Source organism: Paenibacillus sp. FSL F4-0236, from assembly GCF_038000135.1.
Taxonomy (GTDB): domain Bacteria; phylum Bacillota; class Bacilli; order Paenibacillales; family Paenibacillaceae; genus Paenibacillus_AQ.
Map to the genome: position 1 here is coordinate 4743666 of NZ_JBBOBK010000001.1, position 24891 is coordinate 4768556.

Here is a 24891-nt window from a genome sequence, read left to right on the forward strand (position 1 = left end):
ATTAGCCTCCAATCCAAACCCATGCCACAACCGCGCATAAGCCTACAAAAATTGAAGAGGAGAGCATCATCATCCGCGAGGTCTGAATAATATCGTCCGGCTCCATCGCTCGTACCGGATCACCCATATAGGCTCGGAACGAAGCGACACCATGATAGACGTTCTCTCCTCCGAGACGGATACCAAGTGCGCCCGCAACAGCGGATTCTGGATAGCCGCTATTTGGGCTTGGATGGAGACGCGCATCCCTCTTCACCATTTGCAGACAATTGCGCCAATCCAGACGAAGCAGCCATGCACACAGTGCCAAGAGCAATGCCGTAATCCGTGCTGGAATGAAGTTGGCAACATCATCAAGCCGAGCGGATGCCCAGCCGAGATCTCGGTATTTATCATTCTTATATCCCACCATGGAATCGAGTGTGTTTACTGCTCGATAAGCCATAGCAAGCGGCGCGCCACCGATGAGCGCATAGAACAATGGAGAAATAATCGCATCAACGATATTCTCTGCTACAGTCTCTACCGTGCCGCGCACAATTTCCGGGGAATCTAGCGAAGTCGTATCACGCCCCACGATCATCCCCAACGCCTTGCGGGCAGCAGGGATATCGCCCTTCTGCAATTCCACATACACCGCCATTCCTGCATCCTTTAGTCCCTTGGAGGCAATCGTGGTTGAAATCAACCAAGCCTCGGCTATCCAGACGAGCCACGGTGAGATATATGACAGCAGCCATAGCAGAATGGCTGTCAGTGCCCAAGCACCACCCGCCACACATAGCGGAAGTAACACCCCTGCTCTGTGCAGGCTTTGCGGGTGGGACCATAAACGACGGATCGCCCGCTCCAGAGCCGTGATTGCTTTGCCCATACCGATTACGGGATGGGGCAAGCTACGCGGATCACCTACGATCCGATCAATTACATAAGCCGCAAGCAGTACTAAAGCGATTGTCACAAGCGATCACCTCTGTACATTCTCCAGCAATTCCAGCTACCTATTCTCATTAGCTGTCCTTCCTTGCCTGAACCGATAGCAAACTCCCTGTCACAGCGCTATATACAAGACGCCCGATTGCGCCCCCAAGATCGGTAGCGGTTCCGGCGTAAACATGCTCTGCCTTGTATCGCCCACTTTGGCTCACAGCGAGCACTATCGCATCCGTAGTTGTTCCGGTAGCGATCAGCCCATTCTCAGGATCGGTAATCCCGAGATCGGCCAGAGCAGCAGCTTTGGCTTCGACAGCTGTCTGCACAGCATTGACCATGGCCGCCGGTGTCAGGCAGCCATCAATACCTAGCATTATGTTAATCGTACCCGGGCGATAGACAGCCAGCACATTGCGTTCCACACCCGCGCGCGCAGCATTTCCTGCGGCGGCAGTAACACAAACAAAAATACCCGCTGAGCCTGTGTCTTCCTCAGCTACCGCTGCATGCTCTAGCGGTACTGCCGTCATCAGACCGGCACAGCCAGACATTGAATAACCCCACTCGCGGAGCTTATTCTCCATATCCTGAACAGGATCACTACATTCATAATTGCGGTCAACATATAAATTGACGGCCCTCTCTAGCCGATTCATTCCTCCACCATAGAACGCACTCGATAAACCATCTGCTTCAGCAGGTAGCTCTAGTAGCAGATGGTTTCCCTTCCACTGTAAAGCAAGCCCTGGCCAGATGGCCGAATGATACTCTTTTACGCCTCCTGCGAGGTTAAATGGAATCTTTACTTGCACCATATATCGATCTTGCTCCTTCCACAGCACATTACTTTTATCCATTCATCCAATCAGCTTCGCGGTCGCGCCTGTACTTCCCCAACCGCCTCACTTAGAAACTACCTAATTCTCTATTTCAGCAAATGACTATCTGCTCTAAAATCTACTACAACACATACTCCAATATCCACCTAAAAATCCGTCCCTCACCCATCTATTGCACTTTATACAACAGATTCGGCTTTATTCACTGGCAAAAGCCATTCTGCTGTATTTCTTGCAATAGAATGTCACGTAAAAACCTAATTCACATCATTTTTCAAATTTCTATTGTACACAGTGCTATAGAATCGAATTGCTACGCCAGCAAAGCGAGTTCTGTTGTACGAAATACAACGAATGCACTTTGGAGGATGTCCATCAGAAGCTATCTCACCAAACTTTGTTACAACCCTAAGCATGCGAGCTGAAGCACGCCATCCGGTATCAAATCGCAACTTCTGCGGTACTTGAGTCACTTATTCATTAGAATCCCTGCCTTCTCTACGCCGCGAGTGTCACTTACAGTAGACTCCCATCCCCCTGCGCTACACCAGACACTTTAACAGCAAACCCGCTGCCCTCTAAGCTACACAGTTCACTTATCCGCCAGAATTTCCTTCATCTGTTTTAGCAGCCGGACATTATCCTCATGTCCCTTAACGGCTACTCGGATATGCTCGTCTCCTAGACCGGGGTACATAGCGCAGCTGCGCACCAGTATACCGACACGCCCAAGACGGGTCTGCATCTCAGCCGCACTCCACGGCGAAGGCAGGCCACAGAGCAGAAAGTTGGCTTCGCCTGGCGGCACTTCGCAGCCTAGCTGCATAAGGCCTTGCCGCAGCAGCTCCCGTTCCGTGGCGATCAGTTCGCGTGTGCGACGTCCATACTCGTGCCCACACTCAAGGCAGGCTTCACCTGCCAGCAGCGCCAAACCGTTCACGCTCCAGGTAACCTGCTTTCCGGTCATCGCCTTTGCCAGCTCCGGATGCGAAATGGCAAACCCGAGACGCAGTCCGGGAATCGCATAAAATTTCGTCATCGACCGTACCAAAATCGTATGCGGAAACTGATCCAGATCCGGCAAAAGCGTATTTCGTTCTGCTTCTGGAATAAAATCAATAAAGGCTTCATCCACAGCCAAATACGTCCCGTAGCTTTCAGCCTTCTGCGCTAACCAGCGCAGCTCATCCACAGTATACTGAACGCCATTAGGGTTGTTCGGCTGTCCAAGGAACAGCAGATCAACCTTCTCCAGCAGCCCGGCAATCTCATTCACTCCAGCTCGGAAGTGCTGTTCCCTTGTCCCCTGAACAGATAATACTTCTGCGCCGAATTGCACAGCTAGCTGCCGGTACTCAGAGAAACAAGGTTCTACGATACCTACCTTTTGCGGAGCAATCGCAAGGAGCAACAATGCCATAGATTCTGCGGCTCCGTTGCCTACTGTCAACCAACTACTATGTACACCAAGGTCCTCTGCTAGCAGACTTTTGAAGCGTCGATGTCCAGGGTCAGGGTAGGCAACCACCGTAGACAATGCTGTTCTAAGTAGCTCTAAGACGGCTGGCGGAGGCCCGATAGGATTGATGTTTGCACTGAAATCAAGAAATGTGCCACGAGCCTCCTCATAAAGTTCCGCAGCTGTTAGCAAATCACCACCGTGGCCGTATTTTTCAAGCATATTTACACTCCCTCTATCCACTTTCGTTTGTTCGATATGTATCTCATTGCCACCATTATTGCGTCTTTGCCGGGAATACGTCAATGCTCACTAAAGGAATCACCTGAATAACCCCTTGCCTCAAATCGACATTAAAATCTACGAGATGTCAAAAGATAATAAAGTTCTAGACTGGCAGCCTCATCAGATCTATGGACACGCTGTCCCCGAATACGAAAAAAAGAAGTCGACCATTTCGTTGGTCGACTTCTTTTTTTTCTATTGCGCGGTCAAAATTTGTGGACCTTCAGCCGTAATGGCAATCGTATGCTCGTATTGGGCGGCGAGCTTGTTGTCCATCGTCCGTGCGGTCCAGCCGTCCGGATCGATTGTCATCAAGTAGGTACCTTCGGTGATCATGGGCTCAATCGTGAACACCATACCTTCCTTGATACGTGGGCCTTTTCCAGGCTTGCCGACATGCATATAAGTCGGCTCCTCGTGCAGGTCGCGGCCGATGCCATGAGCGAGAAGGTCGCGCACGACGCCGAAACCGTGTGATTCCGCATGCCGCTGAATCGCGCTCGTCACATCGCCGAGTCGATTGCCAGGCTGAGCCTGCTCGATGCCCAGATCAAGACATTCCTTCGTGACACGCATCAACTTCTCGGCCATCGGCGAGATCTGCCCTACCGCATAACTCCAGGCCGAATCGCCGAGCCAGCCATCGAGCTCAGCGACCGTGTCAATCGTCACGATATCGCCTTCCTCAAGTGGCTTATTGCTAGGGAAGCCATGCGCGATTACATCGTTGGCGGAGGCACAGGTCGCATATTGATAGCCCCTATAGCCTTTCTGGTATGGCTTTGCGCCGTGCTTCAACATAATGTCCTCGAATATGCGCTCAATCTCGTTGGTGGTAATACCCGGTTTGATAAGCGGGGCGATTGTACGATGACATTCAGCCACCACTTGGCATGCCTTGCGGATAGCCTCAATTTCATGCTTGCTTTTTAAAATGACCATGTTCGTATCAGGACCCCTTCGTAATAGCTTGGATAGCGAGTCGGGCGATTCGATCGACGTTCAGATCGGAATTGCCCGCATAGTAGTGCAGCCCACAGCAACCGACCAGCACAGCAAGCATATGGTCGACGCTGTCATCTTCGCACTGGGCGATCGATTGGAGTGGAACGTACAGGCGTTCCATAAACCGTCTCTTGGCGTGGTGTCGATCCCTTTCAGACAAGCCTACATAATGTTCCGCCGCCATTTTGTAGACGAGATATGCGCGGGCGTCCGACTGCCACAGCTGGAGCAGCGCTTTACAATACATCAACAACTGCCTGTCATCCGGTGGGCTGCCGCTGATGTCCGCCCATTTTGCGATAACTTGCTCACATCGCTCAAAGCCGCTTTCTAACACATCTTCTATTAATAAATGCCGGTTGGGATAATAATGGTATACTGTGCCGTAACCAAGACCTGCCTCGCGGGCGACGTCGCGAATATCAAAGTTGCCGCCCGTGCGAAAGTAGGAGCGCGCGGCGACGTCCAGGATCTGTTCTTTGCGCTGTATGCGTATGAGCTCATTTTGTTCTTTGGTACGAGGGCACATAACGTGTAACCTCCTTATTTAGACCTGCAAATTTGTCAATATAAAAAATAGTAACCCATGGGCTGAAAAAATGCAAAAGATTTCTTGATTTTCGATATAATGAAGTACTTAACAATAAGACTGAGCGCTGGAAATTCTTCAATTTAAAAATCGCAATCATTCAACGAATCTAGTCTAATACTTTATTTCCACCGAAACACGAAGCGATCTCTTTTGTTAAAAAACTGCTTTTGGTTTAAAATGAGAACTGTAATCAATTTTGCTGCAACGGAGGAATTCACTATGATTTTTATTGATAACACAGGGATTACTGACGCTTCCATCAATTTGGCGATTGAGGAATATGCGCTGAAACACTTGCCGATGGACGAGAGTTACCTGCTTTTTTATATTAACAGCCCATCTATCATCATCGGTAAACATCAAAATACGATTGAAGAAATCAATCAGGAATATGTTAAAGAGAATGATATTAAGGTTGTGCGGCGTTTGTCCGGCGGTGGAGCGGTCTATCACGATCTCGGAAATCTTAACTTCAGCTTCATTACTAAGGACGACGGCCAGTCCTTCCATAACTTCCTGAAATTCACCCAGCCGGTGATCGACTACTTACAAAGCATGGGTGTAAACGCTGAGCTTAGTGGACGGAATGATCTTCAAGTCGGCGAACAAAAAATTTCCGGCAACGCTCAATTCTCCACACGTGGACGCATGTTCAGCCATGGCACACTGATGTTTGACCTCAATTTGGACAATGTACAAGCTTCTCTAAAAGTAAATCCAGAGAAGTTCAAATCGAAGAGCACCAAATCCGTACGTAGTCGCGTAGCCAACATCAAAGAGCTGCTAGGTACAGACATGACCATTGAAGAGTTCCGCTCCGGTCTCCTACGTTCGATCTTTGGCATGGAGCCATCCGAGGTCCCTCAGTATAAGCTTCAGGAAGCAGACTGGGACAAAATCCACGAAATTTCCAAAGAGCACTACCAGAACTGGGACTGGAACTACGGTCTGTCACCAAAAAGCAATGTCAAACACACACGTAAATTCCCTGCTGGAATTATTGATATTCGTATGGATATTGAGGATTCCCTCATTAAGGACATCAAAATCTATGGTGACTTCTTTGGGGTTGGTGACGTAGTAGATGTTGAAAATGCACTTCGTGGCAAACGTTATAATGAGGTAGAGGTTAGAGAAGCATTAGCTGATCTGGATTTGAAGCATTATTTCGGACGTATTGAGCCGGAGGACTTTATCGGACTGGTTTTCTTAGAGGAATAGTTACACAAAAATAAAGGGGCCTGCTTATCCTATGCGCAATTTGCGTAAAGAATAGACAAGCCCCTCTTTCATATTCATTTTAGTTCAAGGAGAAAGTATAAATACATAGACAACGAACGCTAGAGTCAGCATGATGCAGATGTTCTCTACGGCTCCACCTTTTTTCGTGCCTGTACTCATTAGCTTTAGACGCAGCTTAAAGGGTATTGGCGGCAATGGTGTAATTCCTCTTTGAGTAAGGGAGTCTGCCAGTAGATGAAGTGCATACGACATACCGCCAGCTATCCACAGACTGCCACCATCATTTATACCCGCTGAGGCAAAATACAATAAGGCGCTCCAGCCCACAACTCCATACAAGGTATGTGTCAGTCCACGATGAGGAACAACCGATGAGACTACAAGCACGCACGCTGCAATGTAGTTCCATGGATCATAGGCTTCCCCGAAGGCAAAGAGTGCTATGGCAATCAAGATCATGACCAAATGGCGCAGCTTTCGACTAGGCAGGAAAGATACACTTCCGACTAGCAGTGCAAGCACAATATTCCAAGGACGTTCCACGATTCCGGCAAAATAGAGATAGATCGCCGCGCCTATCAAAGCAATTTGCAGCGCTCTTAATAGAAATTCTGGAATCGCCTTGCGCACAAGCAGCGAATTCGGTTCATCGATATCAGGCAGCAAAGAGCTTAACGCTGCGACTGCAATAACTGGAATCGTAATCTCGTGTGACATCAAACTCATTACAGATAGGGTAACCCCAGTGCTGATTATTAAATGGGATCTGCCCATCATGGTGAAACCGCTCCTTTCTAAGATGCGAAAAACAAGAACAAATGTGCGGTTATCGAAGTATATCAAGACCCTGTTTTTTTGTCTAGCCTAATCCCTTAAATCCCTTTAAATATAAGCCTTTGAGCGATTCCTATCTTGTCCTCCCCATGAATATACGATACAATTTGGACAACTTGACCTTGTCGTTCTTACAAGGACGGCATTTGCCGAAGAGAGGATGACCTAAGAAGTGAAGCGTTCCCGTATGGCCGATTTCAGCCTGCTACTTGTGGCGATGATGTGGGGATGCACCTTTCTGATTGTTCAAAATGCTGTCAAAGTGCTCCCTCCACTCGCGTTTAACAGCATCCGCTTTACAGGTGCTGCCCTGTTACTGGCTCTAATCACTTTTATTTTTTACCGCAAGGAGTGGAAACAGCTAAGTTTCCGCATGGTACGTGATTCTCTGCTGCTAGGCCTTTTTTTGTTTATGGGCTATGGCTTCCAGACCATGGGACTTCTATATACAACCACCTCCAATACCGGGTTTATTACCGGTCTATCGGTCGTATTGGTTCCGTTTCTCTCTCTGGCGCTACTAAAGCATGCCATTTCACGTTACACTTGGTTCAGCGCGGCGCTTGCCGCAGTAGGTCTTTATCTGCTAACCTTCACCGGCTCTGCTTTGTCCCTGAATAAAGGCGATGCTTTGATCTTGCTCTGCGCCATAGCTTTTGCGCTACAAGTCGCATATACTGGCGTTTATGCACCTCATTATCCGGCGTTGCCGCTGGCAACCTTGCAGCTCGCCTTCGTTGGACTGTTGAGCATTGTCGCTTCGCTTATCTTTGAAGGAGCTGCACCGCTGGCACACAGCGCAGAGCTTATCAAGGACCCGGACGTTCTCTGGGCACTTTTAATCTCTATTGGTCCTACCAGCGCTTTTGCTTTCTGGATTCAAACCGCCTGCCAGAAGTACACTACGCCTTCCCGGGTAGCCATTATTTATGCCACAGAACCTGTATTCGCTGTTCTGACAGGCCTAGTCTTTGGCGGAGAAACGCTTGGTATGTCCGCTCTGCTCGGTTGTGGTTGTATTCTGGGAGCTATGCTTATGGCAGAGCTGAGTCCGGAACCGGGTCAGAATCAACATAAAAAGAATTATTTTTCCAAATTACATTTATTTAGAAAGAGATAAGGAGAGAGACAAATGTACAAATTGATCGCGATTGATATTGATGACACTCTAATTAACGATGATAAGGAAGTAACACCCGCTACACAGACTGCGCTTGAAGAGGCTGTAGCCGCTGGCGTTGTTGTAACCCTTGCTACAGGCCGAGCTTATGCTTCTGCACAAGCCATTGCCCGTCAAACTGGACTTAACGTGCCAATCATCACTTACCAAGGCGCACTCGTTAAGAACTTGCTCGATGAAAAGGTACTATATGAGCGTTACGTACCACAAGATGCGGTACACAAGCTGTTCACTTACTGTGTGGAGCATAATCTGCATTTGCAAACTTACATTGACGACAAGCTGTATGCCCGTGAAGACAACCAGAAGATCAAAGATTATACAGACCTGAACAAAACGCCATATTATATTGAACCAGATTGGGAGAAGCTTGTCCCACAAAAAACACCAAAAATGCTGATTATCGATGATCCTGCATTCTTGGATGAGCTGGCTCCAATTCTACGTGAATTGCTCGGCGATTCCGTGCATATTACCAAATCTAAACCACAATTCCTAGAAATCATGCATCATGAAGGAACCAAGGGAATTGCGCTTGAATTCCTAGCCAATCATTTTGGTTGTGATCTCTCCGAGACTATGGCTATGGGTGACTCTTGGAACGACCATGAGATGCTGGAAGCTGCCGGTCTGGGCGTTGCTATGGCGAACGCTATTCCTGCGCTGAAAGAAATTGCTGATTTCGTAACCCTGAGCAACAATGAAGATGGCGTAAAATACGCGATTGATAAATTCATTCTCAATAAAGTAAACTAAATCGGCTGAACTTAATAGTTTTATATACGTTAAACTTAAGATTTTTCTATTAAGGTAAGTGCGTGACTACGGGGAATGTTTGGACTTCCCCTCCGTCACTTTTCCCTTTTTAGAATGTTTTAAAGTTCAAAAGGGTGTTGCTACGCCATATTTTATGACGTTGCAACACCCTTTTGTTATTTCAGCAAGCTCGGTATTCCTGTAGATGCAAACTCTAATGCCTCTTGCTCACCCTCCCCAGCCTCTTCCTCTTCCAGCTGAGAATAGTACAAATCATGATATCTTCCTTCTGCTGCAAGTAGCTCCTCGTGGGTACCACTCTCCACAATTTCACTGTTCTCCATCACTAGAATGACATCAGCGTTCTGAATCGTTGATAGACGGTGAGCGATAACGAGTGTGGTTTTGTCTCCCATTAATTTACGAATCGCTTGCTGCACCAGCTTCTCCGATTCATTATCAAGCGCAGCAGTAGCTTCATCCAGCAACAAAATTGGAGAGTTCCTAAGAATCGCTCTCGCAATCGATAGTCGCTGGCGTTGTCCACCGGACAGGCGTGAACCTTCCTCACCGATATCTGTATCGAGGCCCTCCGGCAACTCCATTACAAAATCATAAGCGTTCGCTTGTCGCAAAGCTTCCAAAATTTCATGCTCATCTGCATCTGGATTTCCATTTCGGATATTATCACGGATACTTCCTGTATAAAGCCCTGACTCTTGCGGCACATAAGAGAAGTGACTCCTAAGTTTAGCTAAACTCATCTCGCTTGTCTTCTCATTATTTATAAACACTTCACCCTCATCAGGTTCATACAACCCAAGGAGTACCTTAAAAAGTGTAGATTTCCCTCCACCGCTCGGTCCCACAATTGCCATTTGAGCCCCTTTGTGAAGCTCTAAGCTGATTTTGTTCAAACTACGTCTCTCCGCTCCCGGATAAGAGAAGGATACCGAGGACATGACCATACGCTCAAATTCAGGCTGTTTCGTAGCTGCTTCGGGTAAAGCCTCCACTTCTACAGGGCTATCCAACACTTCAAAGATCCGTCCCGCCGCCCCAAGTGATTGCTGCATCGAATTGATCAGTCCTGGCAATGCCGAGAACGGCATCACTAAATAATTCATGAGCTGGATGAAAGCAATCATCGCACCGACCTCAAGTGATCCTTTTGCCACAAAATAACCAGCCACGACCAGCGCCAGAAGAAACGTAAAGTTTCCCAAAAAAGAGGAGAATGAGCCAGTAGCTCCCTCAATTCTTCCCCGTTTTAATTCTTCGGAAGTGATATTCTCACTATGTTCCTGATACTGCTTCATTAGTCTGCGTTCAATGCTAAAGGATTTAAACACCATACTACTGCCTAGAATGTCATGTAAAAAGGAAGTAATCTTGCTCATATTAGTCTGAATCTTCACACTGTTCTCACGCATCGCTGAACCGAAGATTTTTCCCGTAAGGAACATCAAAGGCCCCATTGCAAAACAGATCAATGCCAGTAGCCAGTTAATATAGAGCAAATAACCAAAAGCCGCAAGAGCAAGCAAAGGGTTACGGATTAAATCAATCATTACCTCGCCGGTAGCATTACCCACAGATTGATTATCATTAGTAAAACGGGACAACAAATCTCCGGAGTGATTACGGTCAAAATAAGACTGAGGAAGAGCTAAAGCATGTCGCATCATATCTAGCCGCAGTTCGTTTCTGATCTTGGCTGAGATTTTATTTTTGAGATAGCGATCGAAAAAACCGTTGATTGCACTCACTAATAAGTAGATTAATCCGAATATAACCAGCCCTTTAAAAGCTTTCACATCAAGTCTAACCGCCGCATCCGTAATTACTGAGAGCAGCCAAGCAATCGTTAAATCCAGAACAATCCCAAATAAAGTCGTAAACAATAAAACCGTATATAAGAGCTTGTGCCTTAACATGTATGTACTTAATCTTGAGAAAACACCTTTCTGCTTCAAAAAAAATCAACCCTCTCCCCTATTAGCTACTTATTCCCTTCCTTTCGTTGATAATTATTCTATATATGTAAATATAAGACGGCAATACTTTCTGATTATAAAGTATAAACATGATTCTGAATACCGAATGCAATAGATATCACAAAAGGGACATCAACAGTCTGAGATTCACACGAGTGATTCCCCTTAGCCAAACCGCATATATATTGTTACTGTCTTTTTCATGTATACTAGAACCAGTTTGACTATCTTAACAATAATAGAGGAGTAACTTCACAACATGATCAAAAGACTTACTGCATTATTTTCAATTCCCTCTTATACCTTACTCTTTTTATGTATGCTACTTCAGGGAATGGGGATTTCACTCAGTTCACCCTTCTTATCCATTTATTTCACGGAACAGCTTGGCGTATCTGTCGGATTGTTTGGTGTTTTTCTAGCCACCACGTTAATTGCCGGAATATGGATCAGTACACTAATCGGGAGACGCTCTGACCTCGGCTTAAATCGAAAAAACATTTACCTTGTTGCCACACTCTGTAATGCGCTGGCTTATAGCGGGTACTTGCTCATTCAGGATTTCACGATCTTGTTCATCTACATGATTGTGTTCACCGCCCTCGGTGTACCAGGGATGCCACAATTGTTCGCCATTGCTAGAGAAGCAGTGAATAAGAGCAATTTTACGGATACTGCGTTTGCTAATTCTACCTTGCGTTCTGCTTTCTCTCTCGGCTTTATTACAGGTCCTTTAATCGGCACGCTGCTAATCGCTGCTGTTGGGTTTAAGGGGATTTTCACGGGTACGATCGGAGTATTCCTGCTTGTTGCCTTACTCGTTTTCTTCTTTCTCAAATCAAATACAGACACAGAGCTGAGCAGCAACAAGGCTGAAGTAAAAGTGAAAACTTTCCGGCTCAGTCAGAACCGCAATATTCTGCTTCCTTTTCTGATTCTGATACTCATGTATGTAGCTCACTGGACGAGCAGCATCAATACGGCCCTCTTTATTACAAACAATCTAGGGGGATCGACAAGTGATGTCGGTCTAGTCAGCAGTATATGTGCTGCGCTGGAAATTCCATTTATGATTATGCTCGGTCTACTCAGTGCGAAGTACAGTAACCGAGCCTTGATGATGTGCGGGGCCATTTTAGGAGGAGCATATTATCTCGTTGTCATTTTCTCAGGCGCGATGTGGCAGATGCTTGCAGCCCAAGTTCTACTAGCCGTTTTCGTTGCTGTGATTTCAGCGATTGGCATTAGCTACATCCAGGATCTGCTTCCAAACATGCCTGGGTATGCTTCCACGCTTTATTCTAATTCATCCACGATCGGTAGACTGATTGGGAGTCTTGTTGGCGGGGGCTTAGCCAGTATTGTAGGTTACCGGTATTCATTTGTGCTCTGTTTTATACTCATCATTGTTTCCTTAGTCATGCTCGCGGTAAGCGGACGTCACCCTTTAAATGAACCAGAACAATTAACTGTTTAATCCGTTTATTTCTACTTGCCCATTCTCTTCTAAAGTGAAGAGAATGGTTTTTTGTATATTGGAATTCTCATACCTGTCTGGGCTAGAGTAACGTTCTCCGGTAAAATATATGCTTCTCTCATATCCACATCATGCGACATATGGGTATACACTGCCTTTTTAGGCTTCACGATTTGCAGTAGCTCCGCTGCCTCCGTCATGTCGTACACAGAGCGGGTGGATAGCTCCGCCGCTTCGTAATAGAAGCTTGTACCAAGGACCAGCAAGTCCGCCCCATGCATCAGGCGTGTCTCCTCAGCCCCAAGAGATATGGAATCAGGACAATACACCCATGTATAACCCTCCTTCTCTAGCCGAAAGGCGTACGAATATCCATTCTTACCATGGTTTACTTTCCAGGTATCTATCTTCCAGCCGTCCAGTTCTATCCCTTCATCACAGGGAATCATCTCGATGTGATTTCGCAGCCAAGGGTATTGCCGTTCGATAATAGGAATAACTTCTGCTGGAGTATAAAGTTCACCCTTAATGCCCGTCCATCGACAAGCATCTGCCCATTCCGGTAGCCCACCAATATGATCAAAATGAGCATGCGTCACCAGCAGTCTTCGCATATTCCGAACTCCCTGCGCCTCCATCTGACGTCGCCAATCTGGCCCACAATCAATCACTAGAAAGTCACTGCCATTATCTATAAGTACAGAGGAACGCAGCCTTGCATTGCTCCCATGCTCCCTTGCTTCTGTGCAGGTCTCGCAGCTGCAATATATCCGTGGAACACCCATGGCATCCCCAGTACCCAAAAACACCAACGTATCCATAATCTATCTCTCCTTCAGTTCCCATCAAGGAAGTCTTAAATTATCATATGTCTATCTTAAAGATGCTCACCAAAATATCCCCACAAAGTGAAGCTTTGCTTCGATGCGTACCCAGGTACTTTGCGGGGGCCCCAAATATATACTTTCGTCAAAAAAGTCATCCCTTAAGCAGTTGCCCTGCTAGGATGACTCTATTTTTACACCTCTACCTATATTCCGGCAAGTACCTGATACCAAATTCCCCGCTTGGAATAAAGCGTGCTTCGCACCTCATCCCAGCCCCCTAAATAATTAATATCGAAGAGACCCGCTGGATCGGGGTAGCGGCTTTTGTTCTCCGCATAGACCTGTTTATCTACGGGACGAAAGCCATATTTTGCAAAGATCTCTTGTGCCTGTGGGGTCATCAAGAAATCAACTAATGCTTCTGCTGCCGTGCGTGTCCCATGCTTATCCGCATACTTCTCTACAACAGCCGCCGGGTTCTCAATCAGCATTGTATTTCTAGGAATAATGACTTCATATTTAACACCCTGAGCAATCCGGGCCAGCAGTTCATTCTCATAGGTGACAATGACATCACCCACTCCATACTCGAAGGCAGCCATAGATGCACGTCCGCTCTTATCCAAAGACTCCACATTGGCATGTACACTTTCTAAAAAAGCTTTCGCTGCTGCTGGATCCTTAACGCCCTCTTGCTCCTCTGACAGCTTCAGACCAGCCCCATAGATCGCGTTAATATCCCACTGCGCACCACCGGATGTTTTGGGATTTGGGTATAACACTTTAATCCCTGGCTTGGCTAAGTCCGCAAAATCGTGAATTCCTTTGGGGTTTCCCTCACGGGTACCAAGTGCGACTACCGAACGTGTCACCATGCCTTGTTCACCCTGCTCTTTCCACGTTGGCGCTACGAGTCCAGCCTTAACCAGCTTCTCGACATCACCTTCCATGGCTAGCAGTGTAACATCTGCTTCGAACCCACCTACGATTGCACGTGCCTGTGTTCCGGAAGCTTCATAGGACTGCTGAAAACTAATCTCCTGTCCAGTATCCGCTTTCCACTGCGCTGCAAATAACGGCAAAATATCTTCCATCGCATCCTTAGCCACACTGTATGCGCCAACGACTAGCGTAACATCCCCTTGCTTCGAAGGATCTGCCATCGTCGTAATCGCCTTCTCATTCCCGCAACCGACTGCCGCCAGCGTGAGTATGGCCAGCATTAGGGCAGCAAAACATCCGTGCAGTTGTCTGCTCCTTTTGAAATTCATTGCGGCCCACATCCTTCGAGGTAATGATTTTAATGTTTCCTTGAAAGTAGCTCTATGGCTGAACTAAAAATTCAAGTAACAAAGTTCGGTATTTGCCGTAATTACGCGGAATGTTTGGACTTTCGGCCGCTGTTATGCTCTAATTTCTTGATTGGAACCGTATTACGGTTGAAATTAGAGCATAAAGGCGGTCGCTACAACTCCTACAGTTCCAAACTTCCACTCCATTACTCTATACCAATACTTCAGTTCCTCTAATCCTAGCTCATCACATTCGCTACTCTTCAAAAAAAAAATTGAAAATCATATTATTTATTTTATATTAAATAAATATCGGCATCGGATCTTCTTTCAGGTTGTTCTCCTGGATCCAGCTTCGCTCATCATTAAACAGGTAAGCGCGGTGCACAAGGACTGAGATATCCTGTCCCGGCTGCAATGTTTCTTTCTCCAAAGAACGGTAAGTGACCAGCTTATGACCATTAACTTCAACCTCAACGAGCCATTCACTTCCACGGAAATGCAGATGCTTTACGACGCCTTTTTCCGTAGCTGAAGCCATCTTGAACTCATGCAGGTTACCAACTTCAATATACTCAGGACGAATTAGTGCTTTGGTAGGCTTACCGTCACCAGCGCCTTTAAAGCCCTTCACCTCAGAAGCATCTTCAATCAGTGTCGACTCCCCGATAAAAGTTGCCACAAATGGTGTTTTAGGCTCCTTATAAATATCCCAAGGTGTACCCTTTTGTTCCAACTGCCCTTGGTTGATGATCATAATCTCGTCCGCGACTTCAATCGCTTCGTCTTGGTCATGTGTTACGAAGATGGAAGTGATGCCAACACGCTCAATCAGCTCACGTAGCCAAGCGCGCAGCTCCTGACGGATCTTCGCATCAATAGCTGCGAACGGCTCATCTAAGAGTAATAGCTGTGGTTCAGGCGCAAGTGCACGGGCAAAGGCTACACGTTGACGTTGTCCACCAGATAGCTGATGCGGATAACGCTTCTCGAAGCCTTTTAATCCCGTAAGCTCCACCAGTTCCATAACACGGTCACGAATGGCAGTTTTGCTGGCCTTCTTAACTTTTAATCCAAAAGCAATATTATCAAAAACAGTCATATGCTTAAATAATGCATAGTTCTGAAAAACGAAGCCGATCCCACGCTCTTGAGGAGGAAGATTGTTAACTGTCTGACCATGAAAAATGATCTCGCCATTATCCGGTGTCTCCAGCCCTGCGAGCATACGAAGAATCGAAGTTTTACCGCCACCACTCGGGCCGAGCAGTCCGATCAGATGACCTTTTGTAATGGTGAAATTGACGTCCTTGACCGCATGAAAATCTCCAAAATGCTTATTTAATCCCCGCACTTCAACATGCATATTACTGCACTTCCTTTCTTCTCTTGGTCCATTCCATCAACAACAGTAGACCTGCGGAAAATGCAGCCAGAACTAGCGCTATTCCTCCAGCAGCCGTTACATTAAAATTCTCAACATCCTGATAGACTAGCGTCGTCGCCGTCTGGGTTTTGTTCATAATGTTACCCGAGACCACGAGCACCGCCCCGAACTCACCTAGTGAACGAGCCACCGTAAGGATGACCCCATACACAACCGCCCAACGAATCGAAGGCCAAGTCACCTTCCAAAAAATTGTCCAGCCACGAGCGCCCAGTGTAGAAGCAGCTTCCTCCTGCTGTGAACCAATCTCCTGAAGCACCGGCATTACCTCACGCACCATTAAAGGAAAGGTTACGAACAAGGTGGCAATGATCATTCCGGGAATCGCATAGACGATCTTCAGCCCAATCCCTTCAAAAATCGCACCCAAGGCGCTATCCGGACCCAGCAGCAGGACAATCATCAGCCCGCCAATAACAGGGGACACAGCATAAGGCAAATCAACAATACTGTTAAGCAAGCCCTTTAGACGTCTATTTATCCAGTTCGCTCGAACAAGATACAGCGCCATCATAATTCCGAACAACGTATTTAATAACGTAACTACGATCACAACAAGCCCAGTCATCATAAGCGCATGCAGCGCTTCAGGCCTAGTCAGAGCATCCCAGAAACCACCAAGTCCTTCACTAAAAGCACCTATAGCCATTTTCCCTAGCGGCGCAGCGATTAGCAGAAAAAACACCAAGTAGGTGAGTCCGATCCACAATTTTCTCATGAGCGTCTCCCCCGCATCTGCAGCATATTAATGAGCCAAAGAATGAGAAAAGATAAGGTCAAGAGAATGACAGAAACCGCTGCTGCGGAAACCGGATTATCACTTTCAACTTCACCAAAAATAAAAACAGAAGATACGAGTGTACGACCTGGAATATTGCCTGCTACGAGGACTACAGCGCCGAATTCAGCAAGTGCCCGCGAGAAAGCAAGCATTCCACCGCTGATCATCCCAGGAGCCATAGAGGGGAGAATAACATGCCAGAAGACTCTAGTTCCCTTGGCACCCATTGTATATGCCGCTTCCTCTTCGGAAGGATCAAGTTCCTCCAGCAAGGGCTGAACCGCTCGAATCACGAAGGGAAAGGTTACGAAGACCATAGCAATTACGATTGCCGGTTGATGAAAAACAATTTCAAAACCAAGCGCTTCTGCAGCCTTGCCGATAAGACTACCAGGTCCGAGCAAGAGCAAAATCATCAAACCGCCAACTGCCGTCGGCAGTGCAAATGGTAAATCCACAAGACTATTAAGCAATGCTTTACCAATGAATTGATAGCGAATAAGAACCCAGGCAATCATTGTTCCTAAAAAGACATTAATTAAAGTAGCGATAATCGCCAGCTTTAAGGTTAACAGCACCGACTTCCAGGCAATCGGGTCGCTTATGCTTTCCACAAAATTACCGAAACCCAGTGAAAAAGAGTTGTAATAGACCCCAAGTATAGGCAGCACGATCAATACTACAAAATAGAGCAAAATTGTAGTTCGGAAACCCCAAGTCCAACCTTTGTGTCTAAGCAGCGAATTCAATGATTTTGCCCTCCCACCTCCGGATAACCGGTCGGTATACTAACCAACATCTCCATTAATTATTCCTATTTATATACTTGGTTTTATATTATTACTACTTTACCAAATCCTTCTCGTTGTCGTCAATTACTTTCAAGTGAATTTGGGGTAAAATATATATAACAAAGGTTAGGAAAAAGTGGCACATCACAGGAAGGGGAATGATTATGCTGCATACACTGGAGATTACTACGACGAAACGGGATGAATTACGGGATATTACTCGTGAAGTCATTTCTTTTGTGAAAAAAAGCGGGGTGCGTAGCGGGGTGGTCGTAGTTTATTGTCCACATACCACCGCAGGAATTGCAATCAATGAGAATGCAGATCCTGATGTGAGGCATGATGTTCTGATGCGTTTGGATGAAGTCTACCCTTGGGAGCACCCGAAGTATCGACATGCTGAAGGCAATACTGCCTCCCACCTTAAGTCTATTACATCCGGACCTTCCCAGAGCATAATCATCCATGATGGCGAACTATTACTTGGACGTTGGCAGGGTATTTATTTTTGTGAGTTTGATGGACCTAGACGTAGACAATGTTTCTTAAAAATTATTGAGGGATAAACGATGAATGGCCGCTTCCGTTATTGCTACGGAGCGGCCATTAAAATATAACTAGAATTAAATATTACTTTGACCAAGCAGAGAAGTAGCGTTATACCAATGCACAGCTTTAAAGTGTGAACTTATAAAAAAAACAGCATGTTAAAGGCTGCGACATAAAACCTTGATATGAGCTGATGCTGCCTCTTTTACATCCTCAAATGATACTTTATCTTGGATATAATAAGATATAAATCCGTGAGCGGATAAGAACAAGGTTAGCGGCACGTTCTGCCAATCCTCGGATACATATCCCTCTTCCTTCATATGACGGCGTACAATACTTGAGAATAAATCAAAACATCGTCCCTGCTCTGCCCTACAATAAGCCAGCAGCTCTTCATCACGAATCATGAACATAATTTCATACTGATAAGGATGATCTATTCCAAACCTTATAAACTCCATAATTAGCTGCTCTACTCGAGTCATACCCTCTTCAGGTGGCTTATTCATTACTTGACCAAGCAAAGTAGCCACATGATTAAAATCTTCGACAACAATGGCGTAGAACAATTCCGCCTTCTCTTTGAAATGATAATAGAGAGAGCCGTGGCTGTATCCCAAATGCTGACCGATGCTTCGCATTGAAATCGCTCGATACCCTTTGGTAATAAACAGATGCCTAGCGGCCTCTAATATTCTTTCCCTCGACAACTCCTGCTCCACTGCTCTCCTTGCCATATACCTAATCCCCTTCGCTGTAGTAAATCCGCCGCCCTTCTGTTACCAAGGCTTGCCCTTGGGTTAGATCTGTTATCCATGCCATAAATGCGTCTCCCTCGTCATTTCGCGGTAAGCATAACAACGTTACTTTATCGGTGAACAAAGTCTCGCCGGTCTGAATACCTCTTCCCCGAAGTTCGTTCTCAACCTTGCCTAGCCAAGTGTAATCAATTTCTACGAATACCTCTCGTCTTAGCACACGGGTGATTACTTCTCCTGCTTCAAGCGCAAGCACTGCCCCATCCGTATAAGCTCTAATTAGCCCTCCGGCACCCAGCATAATGCCTCCGAAATAACGGGTAACAACAATTGCGACATTTTTAACTCCCTGGTTGCGAATTACTTCCAAAATCGGTTTGCCGGCTGTTCCACTCGGCTCCCCGTCGTCCGATTGCCTCTGGATTTCGTCTCTCTCCCCAATCACATAAGCAGAACAGTTATGCGTTGCGTCCCGATGTTTCTTCTTGATGTCTTCGATAAACAACAATGCTTCTTCTTCATTCTCAACTGGCATAACATGACCAATGAAGCGAGATTTGCGGATTACGACTTCCTTAGAACCGGAAGAGCGCACCGTTCGATAATGTTCTAACATAATTATTCCAGTCCTTATATACATATGATGTCTTCATATAATGTCAGGAGCAGCCCCGGTATTGGATTACCTATGGACTGCTCCTGGTGACTTACACTAGTATGAATGGTCTCTAAATTACTGCTGCAATACTATTCTGTAAGTCTTGCTTCCAGCTCTGCCTTTTCTTTTTCGTAACCCGGTTTGCCAAGCAGCGCAAACATATTCTTCTTGTATGCTTCAACGCCTGGTTGGTCGAATGGGTTAACACCGAGCAGGTAACCGCTGATGCCGCAAGCTTTTTCAAAGAAGTAAACCAAATAACCAAATGTGTATGGTGTTTGATCAGGAATAGTAACGATAAGGTTAGGTACTTGACCATCTGTATGCGCAAGCATAGTACCTTGGAAAGCCTTCTTATTTACGAAATCCATAGTCTTTCCTGTTAAGAAGTTCAAGCCATCCAGATCATCTGGATCATTCTCAATGGTCACATGATGAGCCACTTGATCTACTTGGATTACCGTTTCAAAGATATTACGGTTACCTTCTTGGATAAATTGACCCATGGAGTGTAGATCCGTAGAGAAATCAACGGAAGAAGGATAAATCCCTTTGAAATCCTTACCTTCGCTCTCGCCAAACAATTGTTTCCACCACTCCGATACAAAGTGTAAGGAAGGCTCATAGTTAACGAGGATTTCAGTTGTCTTACCTTTGCGATACAGAGCATTACGAACTGCAGCATATTGATAAGCTTGGTTAGTAGCTACATCTGGATTATTGAACTCATCCGCAGCGGCAGCTGCACCTTGCATCATCTCTTCAATGTTAATACCTGCTACAGCGATTGGAAGCAAGCCTACAGGTGTCAATACGGAGTAACGTCCGCCTACATCGTCTGGAATGATGAAGGATTCATAACCTTCTTCGGTAGCCAATTTCTTAAGGGCACCTTTTTCCTTGTCTGTAGTAGCGTAAATACGTTTGCGAGCTTCTTCCTTACCATATTTCTTCTCCAGAGCTGCGCGGAAAATGCGGAAAGCAATGGCTGGCTCAGTCGTAGTTCCTGATTTGGAGATTACGTTCACGGAGAAGTCTTTGCCTTCTACTAAATCAAGCAAATGCGTGATGTATGTAGAACTGATGTTATTACCAGCGAAATAAACTTCTGGAGTTTTGCGCTTATCTTTAGAAAGGTTATTGTAAAAAGAATGCGAGAGCGCTTCAATCGCTGCGCGTGCTCCCAGATAAGAACCACCAATACCAATTACAATCAGTACTTCGGAATCACTCTGGATCTTCTTTGCGGCTTGCTGAATGCGTGCGAATTCTTCCTTATCATAAGCTGATGGAAGATCAATCCATCCAAGATAGTCGGAACCTACACCAGTCTTATTATGCAACTGTTCGTGCGCTAACTTAACTGGAGCGGCAAGGTTGTCAATTTCTTGTTGGTTGAAGAAAGTAAGGGCTTTGGTGTAGTCAAAATTAATCTTCTTAGACATCGGTAATGGAAACCTCCTGTTTATCTCTTTAAATTTGAAACCGCTTGTTACAACTTTATAATTAGGATACTTTAATTTGCCTTGACTGGCAAGGTCTTAGGGCACATCCCGGGCTTTAGAACCAAGTTTTCGAAAGTTTCATGGAAGCGTTTCCCGCATCATTAGGCATGGCTGAGCTGTGGTGCTAGCCTAAGTGCCGTGATAGAATGAAGAAAACGGAAGGTGGCTATACAAATGAAACAAATCGGTTTTATCGGACTTGGAACAATGGGAGCGCCAATGGCTTCCAACTTGCTTCGTGGCGGCTTTCAGGTGACGGTGTACAACCGTACAGCAGCTAAATGTAAACCTCTTGAAGCAGAAGGTGCCCTGACTGCCCTTACGCCACGTGCCGCCGCTGAAGGTAAGGATGTTATTATTACCATGATCAGTAATGATGATTCGGTTCGTGAAGTGTTTTATGGTCAGGATGGTATTCTTGATGCACTTAAGCCAGGCGGCTTAATTATTGATTCCAGCACAATTTCTCCAGGACTAGTTCACGAAATTGCCACTGCTGTAGAAGCACGAGGTGGACATTTCCTTGACGCGCCAGTGACCGGAAGCAAGCCGGCAGCTATTGAAGGAACCTTGGTGTTCATGGTTGGCGGCAGTGCTGAAGTTATAGAACAGCATCGCGATATATTCGATACTTTGGGCAAAAAGCTGATACATATGGGTGAGAACGGCAGTGGTGCTGTAGCCAAGCTGGCTCATAATGCTATGGTCGGCATTCACAACGTTGCCCTGGCTGAAGGATTCGCTATCGCTGTAAAATCAGGTGTTCCAGCTGACAAGTTCCTTGAACTAGTACAGCTTGGTTCTGCGGGTAGCAAACAAGCAGAGCTTAAAGGCCGTAAAATCATAGAAAATGATTTCAGCAATCAGTTCTCCCTTGCATTAATGTTAAAGGATTTGAAGTTAGCCTCCGCCCACAGCGATTTCACAGGCGTCCCTTCTCCAATGCTGGGACTAGCTAAAAGCATGTTCCAAGCTGGGTTTACCCAAGGCTATGGCGACGAAGACCTCTCCGCTGTAGTGAAATGCTATGAAGAGTGGATCGGACAAAAAATGGGTTCTACTGTATCCGAATAACATTTCACTTACTCATGACCGTTTCCACATGATTTCCAATGTGAGAGGCGGTCTTTTTTAACGAATTTCCAATCTAAAAATACGAACGCTTGTTTGCAATAATAATACTAAATTATTCTTTGTAGTGCAAGAAAAAAAGGAAGCCCTGCTTTTCAGCAGAGCTTCCTTTAGTTATGTCTTTATAGAACCGGGTAAGAACAGCAATAATCAGTTACTTCAAATACTTCCAACGCAAATTTTGAGTTGCCAGGGACATTGAACGTTGCCGCTCCCTTAATCTCCTGCCATACCTCAGTGCCGGGAAGCAGCACTTTAAGATCGCCGGACAGAATCTCCATAATTTCAGGACCATCCGTACCAAATTCATATACACCAGGCAACATGATACCAAGGGTGACCTTAGTTCCATCCTGCAAAATTACCGTACGGCTTGTTACTTGTCCGCCATAATATACATTGGCTGCTTTTTCAATCGTTGCGTTGTTAAACTGACTCATTACTTGTTCTCCCCCTAATGATTATTCAGTTAATTACAGAAGTGCTTTCACACGGCTAACTACGTTCTCAACAGTAAAGCCGTATTCTTTCATTACTCTGTCTCCAGGTGCGGAAGCCCCGAAAGTAGTGATGCCGAGGATATCGCCTTGGTCACCAGTGTAACGTTCCCAGCCAAAGGTTTGTGCCATTTCGATTGCAAGACGAGCCTTAACTCCTGGAAGAATTACGGAATCACGGTATTCTTTATCTTGTTTTTCGAACAGATCCCAGCTTGGCAAGCTGATTACACGAACATCGATACCTTCTTCAGCCAAAGCAGCTTGTGCTTTAACAGCCAATTGTACCTCAGAACCTGTAGCGATCAGTTGTGCTTGTGGAGTGCCATTCTTGGAATCAGAAACAACATAACCACCACGTTTGATGTTTTCACGAACGCCATCAACTGTTCCAGCAAGAATTGGCAAGTTTTGACGAGTCAGAACCAAAGCAACTGGATTCTCTTTGTTTTCCATAGCATAAGCCCATGCTGCAGAAGTTTCGTTAGCATCAGCCGGACGAATAACAGTCAGACCTGGGATGATACGCAGGGAAGCCAATTGTTCGATTGGTTCATGCGTAGGACCATCTTCACCAACTGCAATACTGTCATGTGTCAGTACATAGGTTACTGGCAATTTCATGATCGAAGCCAAACGGATGGCTGGACGCAGGTAGTCTGTGAACACGAAGAATGTTCCTCCGAATACTTTAAGACCCGTGTGCAGTGCAATACCGTTCATTGCAGCAGCCATACCAAACTCACGTACGCCGAAGTAGATGTTGCGGCCATCATAAGATTCTGGTGTGAACGATGTCAAACCATTCAAATGTGTCATAGTGGAACTTTCCAAGTCAGCGGAACCACCCACAAGCTGAGGAACGCCAGCAGTCAGACCGTTAAGCGCACTACCGGAAGCTACACGAGTCGATACTGCCTTATCTTCAGTAGTGTAAGTTGGGAGGTTAGCATCCCAGCCTTCTGGAAGATCGCCGTTGATTACTGTTTCGAACTGTGCAGCAAGCTCTGGATATGCTTTTTTGTAAGCTGCGAATTTGTCATCCCAAGCTTTGTTAGCTGCGATTCCGTTTTTCTTCACTTCTGCAAAATGAGCACGCACTTCGTCAGGTACATAGAAATCTTCTTCGTATACCCATTTGTAGAAATCTTTGGTAAGCTTAGCTTCTTCTGCTCCAAGTGGGGAACCGTGAGTACCGCCATGGCCGCCTTTACCTTGTTTGTTAGGGCTACCATAACCAATTACAGTTTTCACTTCGATCAAAGTCGGTTTGCTAGTCTCAGCTTGAGCTTCAGTAATCGCTTTGGCAATAGCCGGAAGATCATTTCCGTCTTCAACGCGAAGTACTTGCCAACCATAAGCATCAAAACGTTGAGCCACGTTCTCGGAGAAGGAAAGGTTCAATTTACCATCAAGGGAAATATCATTTGAATCATACAATACAACCAATTTGCCCAGTTTCAAATGACCAGCGAGTGAAGCGGACTCGGAAGAGATCCCTTCCATCAGGTCACCATCACCACAAATAGCGTAAGTATAGTGGTCAACCACTTTATGTTCATCTTTGTTGTAGGTAGCTCCCAATTGAGCTTCTGCCATAGCCATACCAACAGCCATACCAATACCTTGTCCAAGTGGACCTGTTGTTGCATCGACACCAGCGGTGTGACCTACTTCTGGGTGACCCGGAGTCAAGCTGCCCCATTGACGGAAATTTTTCAATTCTTCCATAGGAAGATCATAACCACTAAGGTGCAACAAGCTGTACAGAAGCATAGAACCATGTCCTGCGGACAATACAAAGCGGTCACGGTTTACCCATGTTGGATGATCAGGGTTGTGTTTCATTGTTTTTGCAAACAATTGGTAACCCATTGGTGCAGAACCCATTGGCATACCTGGGTGGCCGGAGTTTGCTTTTTCAATGGCGTCAATCGCCAAAGTACGAATCGTTGTAATGGACAGGTTATCTACAGTTGAGTTTTCTTCCTTTTGAATCGCTTGTTCTTGTTCACTCATTTAATAGTTCCTCCTCTGAAATCTCAAGAATGTC

The 24891-nt window shown here is 45.9% G+C and carries 23 protein-coding genes; 6 read left to right on the top strand and 17 right to left on the bottom strand.

The features are described from left to right. Position 1 precedes the first annotated feature (1 nt). From cbiB to NSQ29_RS21295, 5 genes are all read right to left on the bottom strand, one after another. The gene (gene cbiB, locus NSQ29_RS21275; RefSeq protein ID WP_341126014.1) at positions 2-961 is read right to left on the bottom strand and encodes an adenosylcobinamide-phosphate synthase CbiB; all 960 of its coding nucleotides are present in this window, start codon (positions 959-961) and stop codon (positions 2-4) included. Between the two features lie 49 nt (positions 962-1010). Continuing rightward, positions 1011-1790, bottom strand: coding sequence for an adenosylcobinamide amidohydrolase (locus NSQ29_RS21280; RefSeq protein ID WP_262495571.1), 780 nt, complete (start codon positions 1788-1790; stop codon positions 1011-1013). A 574-nt stretch (positions 1791-2364) separates the two neighbouring features. Then, positions 2365-3453 (bottom strand): threonine-phosphate decarboxylase CobD, encoded by a 1089-nt coding sequence (gene cobD, locus NSQ29_RS21285; protein ID WP_341126015.1) that lies wholly within the window; start codon positions 3451-3453, stop codon positions 2365-2367. Positions 3454-3711: 258 nt separating this feature from the next. After that, complete coding sequence (gene map, locus NSQ29_RS21290) at positions 3712-4458, bottom strand: type I methionyl aminopeptidase (protein WP_076284095.1); 747 nt, start codon at positions 4456-4458, stop codon at positions 3712-3714. A gap of 7 nt (positions 4459-4465) precedes the next feature. Continuing rightward, complete coding sequence (locus NSQ29_RS21295; protein WP_341126016.1) at positions 4466-5050, bottom strand: TetR/AcrR family transcriptional regulator; 585 nt, start codon at positions 5048-5050, stop codon at positions 4466-4468. A 282-nt stretch (positions 5051-5332) separates the two neighbouring features. Here NSQ29_RS21295 and NSQ29_RS21300 point away from each other — a divergent pair, with 282 nt between their 5' ends. After that, positions 5333-6334: a lipoate--protein ligase gene (locus NSQ29_RS21300; RefSeq protein WP_339804181.1), complete on the top strand. Its 1002-nt coding sequence runs from the start codon at positions 5333-5335 to the stop codon at positions 6332-6334. An 84-nt stretch (positions 6335-6418) separates the two neighbouring features. Here NSQ29_RS21300 and NSQ29_RS21305 read toward each other — a convergent pair whose 3' ends face one another. Next, the gene (locus NSQ29_RS21305; RefSeq protein ID WP_339801239.1) at positions 6419-7132 is read right to left on the bottom strand and encodes a metal-dependent hydrolase; all 714 of its coding nucleotides are present in this window, start codon (positions 7130-7132) and stop codon (positions 6419-6421) included. 229 nt (positions 7133-7361) lie between these two features. Here NSQ29_RS21305 and NSQ29_RS21310 point away from each other — a divergent pair, with 229 nt between their 5' ends. Both NSQ29_RS21310 and NSQ29_RS21315 read left to right on the top strand, forming a co-directional pair. Then, entirely contained in the window at positions 7362-8309 is a 948-nt protein-coding gene (locus tag NSQ29_RS21310; RefSeq protein ID WP_339245680.1) for a DMT family transporter, read from the top strand. A 12-nt stretch (positions 8310-8321) separates the two neighbouring features. Beyond that, positions 8322-9125, top strand: a complete 804-nt coding sequence (locus NSQ29_RS21315; protein WP_042124947.1) for a Cof-type HAD-IIB family hydrolase — start codon at positions 8322-8324, stop codon at positions 9123-9125. Positions 9126-9301: 176 nt separating this feature from the next. Here the strand turns inward: NSQ29_RS21315 and NSQ29_RS21320 are convergent, their stop codons facing one another. Next, positions 9302-11062 carry an ABC transporter ATP-binding protein gene (locus NSQ29_RS21320; RefSeq protein WP_341126017.1) on the bottom strand — a complete coding sequence of 587 codons (1761 nt, stop codon included), beginning with the start codon at positions 11060-11062 and terminating at the stop codon, positions 9302-9304. Between the two features lie 319 nt (positions 11063-11381). Between NSQ29_RS21320 and NSQ29_RS21325 the strand changes: the two genes are divergently transcribed. After that, positions 11382-12599, top strand: a complete 1218-nt coding sequence (locus NSQ29_RS21325; RefSeq protein WP_341126018.1) for a sugar efflux transporter — start codon at positions 11382-11384, stop codon at positions 12597-12599. Positions 12600-12628: 29 nt separating this feature from the next. On the opposite strand, the gene NSQ29_RS21330 is transcribed toward NSQ29_RS21325, so the two are convergent. The 5 genes from NSQ29_RS21330 to cysT form a co-directional block, all read right to left on the bottom strand. After that, a complete protein-coding gene (locus NSQ29_RS21330) occupies positions 12629-13420 on the bottom strand; it encodes an MBL fold metallo-hydrolase (RefSeq protein ID WP_341126019.1) in 792 nt (263 codons plus the stop codon). Positions 13421-13629: 209 nt separating this feature from the next. Beyond that, the gene (locus NSQ29_RS21335) at positions 13630-14697 is read right to left on the bottom strand and encodes a sulfate ABC transporter substrate-binding protein (RefSeq protein WP_341126020.1); all 1068 of its coding nucleotides are present in this window, start codon (positions 14695-14697) and stop codon (positions 13630-13632) included. A gap of 322 nt (positions 14698-15019) precedes the next feature. Then, on the bottom strand, positions 15020-16084 hold the full coding sequence (locus tag NSQ29_RS21340) for a sulfate/molybdate ABC transporter ATP-binding protein (RefSeq protein WP_042124940.1): 1065 nt from the start codon (positions 16082-16084) through the stop codon (positions 15020-15022). A 1-nt stretch (position 16085) separates the two neighbouring features. Next, positions 16086-16883: a sulfate ABC transporter permease subunit gene (locus NSQ29_RS21345; RefSeq protein WP_341126021.1), complete on the bottom strand. Its 798-nt coding sequence runs from the start codon at positions 16881-16883 to the stop codon at positions 16086-16088. Further along, complete coding sequence (gene cysT, locus NSQ29_RS21350; protein WP_042185592.1) at positions 16880-17695, bottom strand: sulfate ABC transporter permease subunit CysT; 816 nt, start codon at positions 17693-17695, stop codon at positions 16880-16882. The genes NSQ29_RS21345 and cysT overlap by 4 nt, the downstream gene beginning before the upstream one ends. 206 nt (positions 17696-17901) lie before the next feature. Between cysT and NSQ29_RS21355 the strand changes: the two genes are divergently transcribed. After that, entirely contained in the window at positions 17902-18303 is a 402-nt protein-coding gene (locus NSQ29_RS21355; RefSeq protein ID WP_339269321.1) for a secondary thiamine-phosphate synthase enzyme YjbQ, read from the top strand. Positions 18304-18444: 141 nt separating this feature from the next. Here the strand turns inward: NSQ29_RS21355 and NSQ29_RS21360 are convergent, their stop codons facing one another. The 3 genes from NSQ29_RS21360 to NSQ29_RS21370 form a co-directional block, all read right to left on the bottom strand. Further along, positions 18445-19026, bottom strand: coding sequence for a TetR/AcrR family transcriptional regulator (locus NSQ29_RS21360; protein WP_076284085.1), 582 nt, complete (start codon positions 19024-19026; stop codon positions 18445-18447). A 4-nt stretch (positions 19027-19030) separates the two neighbouring features. Beyond that, complete coding sequence (locus tag NSQ29_RS21365; protein WP_042185585.1) at positions 19031-19663, bottom strand: YigZ family protein; 633 nt, start codon at positions 19661-19663, stop codon at positions 19031-19033. 131 nt (positions 19664-19794) lie between these two features. Next, positions 19795-21150, bottom strand: coding sequence for a glucose-6-phosphate isomerase (locus NSQ29_RS21370; protein ID WP_042185583.1), 1356 nt, complete (start codon positions 21148-21150; stop codon positions 19795-19797). Between the two features lie 234 nt (positions 21151-21384). Here NSQ29_RS21370 and NSQ29_RS21375 point away from each other — a divergent pair, with 234 nt between their 5' ends. Continuing rightward, on the top strand, positions 21385-22284 hold the full coding sequence (locus NSQ29_RS21375; RefSeq protein ID WP_339801228.1) for an NAD(P)-dependent oxidoreductase: 900 nt from the start codon (positions 21385-21387) through the stop codon (positions 22282-22284). A 179-nt stretch (positions 22285-22463) separates the two neighbouring features. Here NSQ29_RS21375 and ppnP read toward each other — a convergent pair whose 3' ends face one another. Then, the gene (ppnP, locus tag NSQ29_RS21380) at positions 22464-22781 is read right to left on the bottom strand and encodes a pyrimidine/purine nucleoside phosphorylase (RefSeq protein ID WP_042185578.1); all 318 of its coding nucleotides are present in this window, start codon (positions 22779-22781) and stop codon (positions 22464-22466) included. Between the two features lie 33 nt (positions 22782-22814). Further along, complete coding sequence (gene tkt / locus NSQ29_RS21385) at positions 22815-24857, bottom strand: transketolase (protein WP_341126022.1); 2043 nt, start codon at positions 24855-24857, stop codon at positions 22815-22817. Positions 24858-24891: the final 34 nt, after the last annotated feature.

Coding starts and splice junctions, on each gene's coding strand:
- tkt (WP_341126022.1), bottom strand. CDS start 24,857: ATGAGTGAACAAGAACAAGCGATTCAAAAGGAAGAAAACTCAACTGTA.
- NSQ29_RS21360 (WP_076284085.1), bottom strand. CDS start 19,026: ATGGCAAGGAGAGCAGTGGAGCAGGAGTTGTCGAGGGAAAGAATATTA.
- ppnP (WP_042185578.1), bottom strand. CDS start 22,781: ATGAGTCAGTTTAACAACGCAACGATTGAAAAAGCAGCCAATGTATAT.
- NSQ29_RS21315 (WP_042124947.1), top strand. CDS start 8,322: ATGTACAAATTGATCGCGATTGATATTGATGACACTCTAATTAACGAT.
- NSQ29_RS21320 (WP_341126017.1), bottom strand. CDS start 11,062: ATGTTAAGGCACAAGCTCTTATATACGGTTTTATTGTTTACGACTTTA.
- NSQ29_RS21300 (WP_339804181.1), top strand. CDS start 5,333: ATGATTTTTATTGATAACACAGGGATTACTGACGCTTCCATCAATTTG.
- NSQ29_RS21280 (WP_262495571.1), bottom strand. CDS start 1,790: ATGGATAAAAGTAATGTGCTGTGGAAGGAGCAAGATCGATATATGGTG.
- NSQ29_RS21305 (WP_339801239.1), bottom strand. CDS start 7,132: ATGATGGGCAGATCCCATTTAATAATCAGCACTGGGGTTACCCTATCT.
- NSQ29_RS21295 (WP_341126016.1), bottom strand. CDS start 5,050: ATGTGCCCTCGTACCAAAGAACAAAATGAGCTCATACGCATACAGCGC.
- NSQ29_RS21335 (WP_341126020.1), bottom strand. CDS start 14,697: ATGAATTTCAAAAGGAGCAGACAACTGCACGGATGTTTTGCTGCCCTA.
- map (WP_076284095.1), bottom strand. CDS start 4,458: ATGGTCATTTTAAAAAGCAAGCATGAAATTGAGGCTATCCGCAAGGCA.
- NSQ29_RS21355 (WP_339269321.1), top strand. CDS start 17,902: ATGCTGCATACACTGGAGATTACTACGACGAAACGGGATGAATTACGG.
- NSQ29_RS21330 (WP_341126019.1), bottom strand. CDS start 13,420: ATGGATACGTTGGTGTTTTTGGGTACTGGGGATGCCATGGGTGTTCCA.
- NSQ29_RS21340 (WP_042124940.1), bottom strand. CDS start 16,084: ATGCATGTTGAAGTGCGGGGATTAAATAAGCATTTTGGAGATTTTCAT.
- NSQ29_RS21325 (WP_341126018.1), top strand. CDS start 11,382: ATGATCAAAAGACTTACTGCATTATTTTCAATTCCCTCTTATACCTTA.
- NSQ29_RS21345 (WP_341126021.1), bottom strand. CDS start 16,883: ATGAGAAAATTGTGGATCGGACTCACCTACTTGGTGTTTTTTCTGCTA.
- NSQ29_RS21375 (WP_339801228.1), top strand. CDS start 21,385: ATGAAACAAATCGGTTTTATCGGACTTGGAACAATGGGAGCGCCAATG.
- cobD (WP_341126015.1), bottom strand. CDS start 3,453: ATGCTTGAAAAATACGGCCACGGTGGTGATTTGCTAACAGCTGCGGAA.
- NSQ29_RS21370 (WP_042185583.1), bottom strand. CDS start 21,150: ATGTCTAAGAAGATTAATTTTGACTACACCAAAGCCCTTACTTTCTTC.
- NSQ29_RS21365 (WP_042185585.1), bottom strand. CDS start 19,663: ATGTTAGAACATTATCGAACGGTGCGCTCTTCCGGTTCTAAGGAAGTC.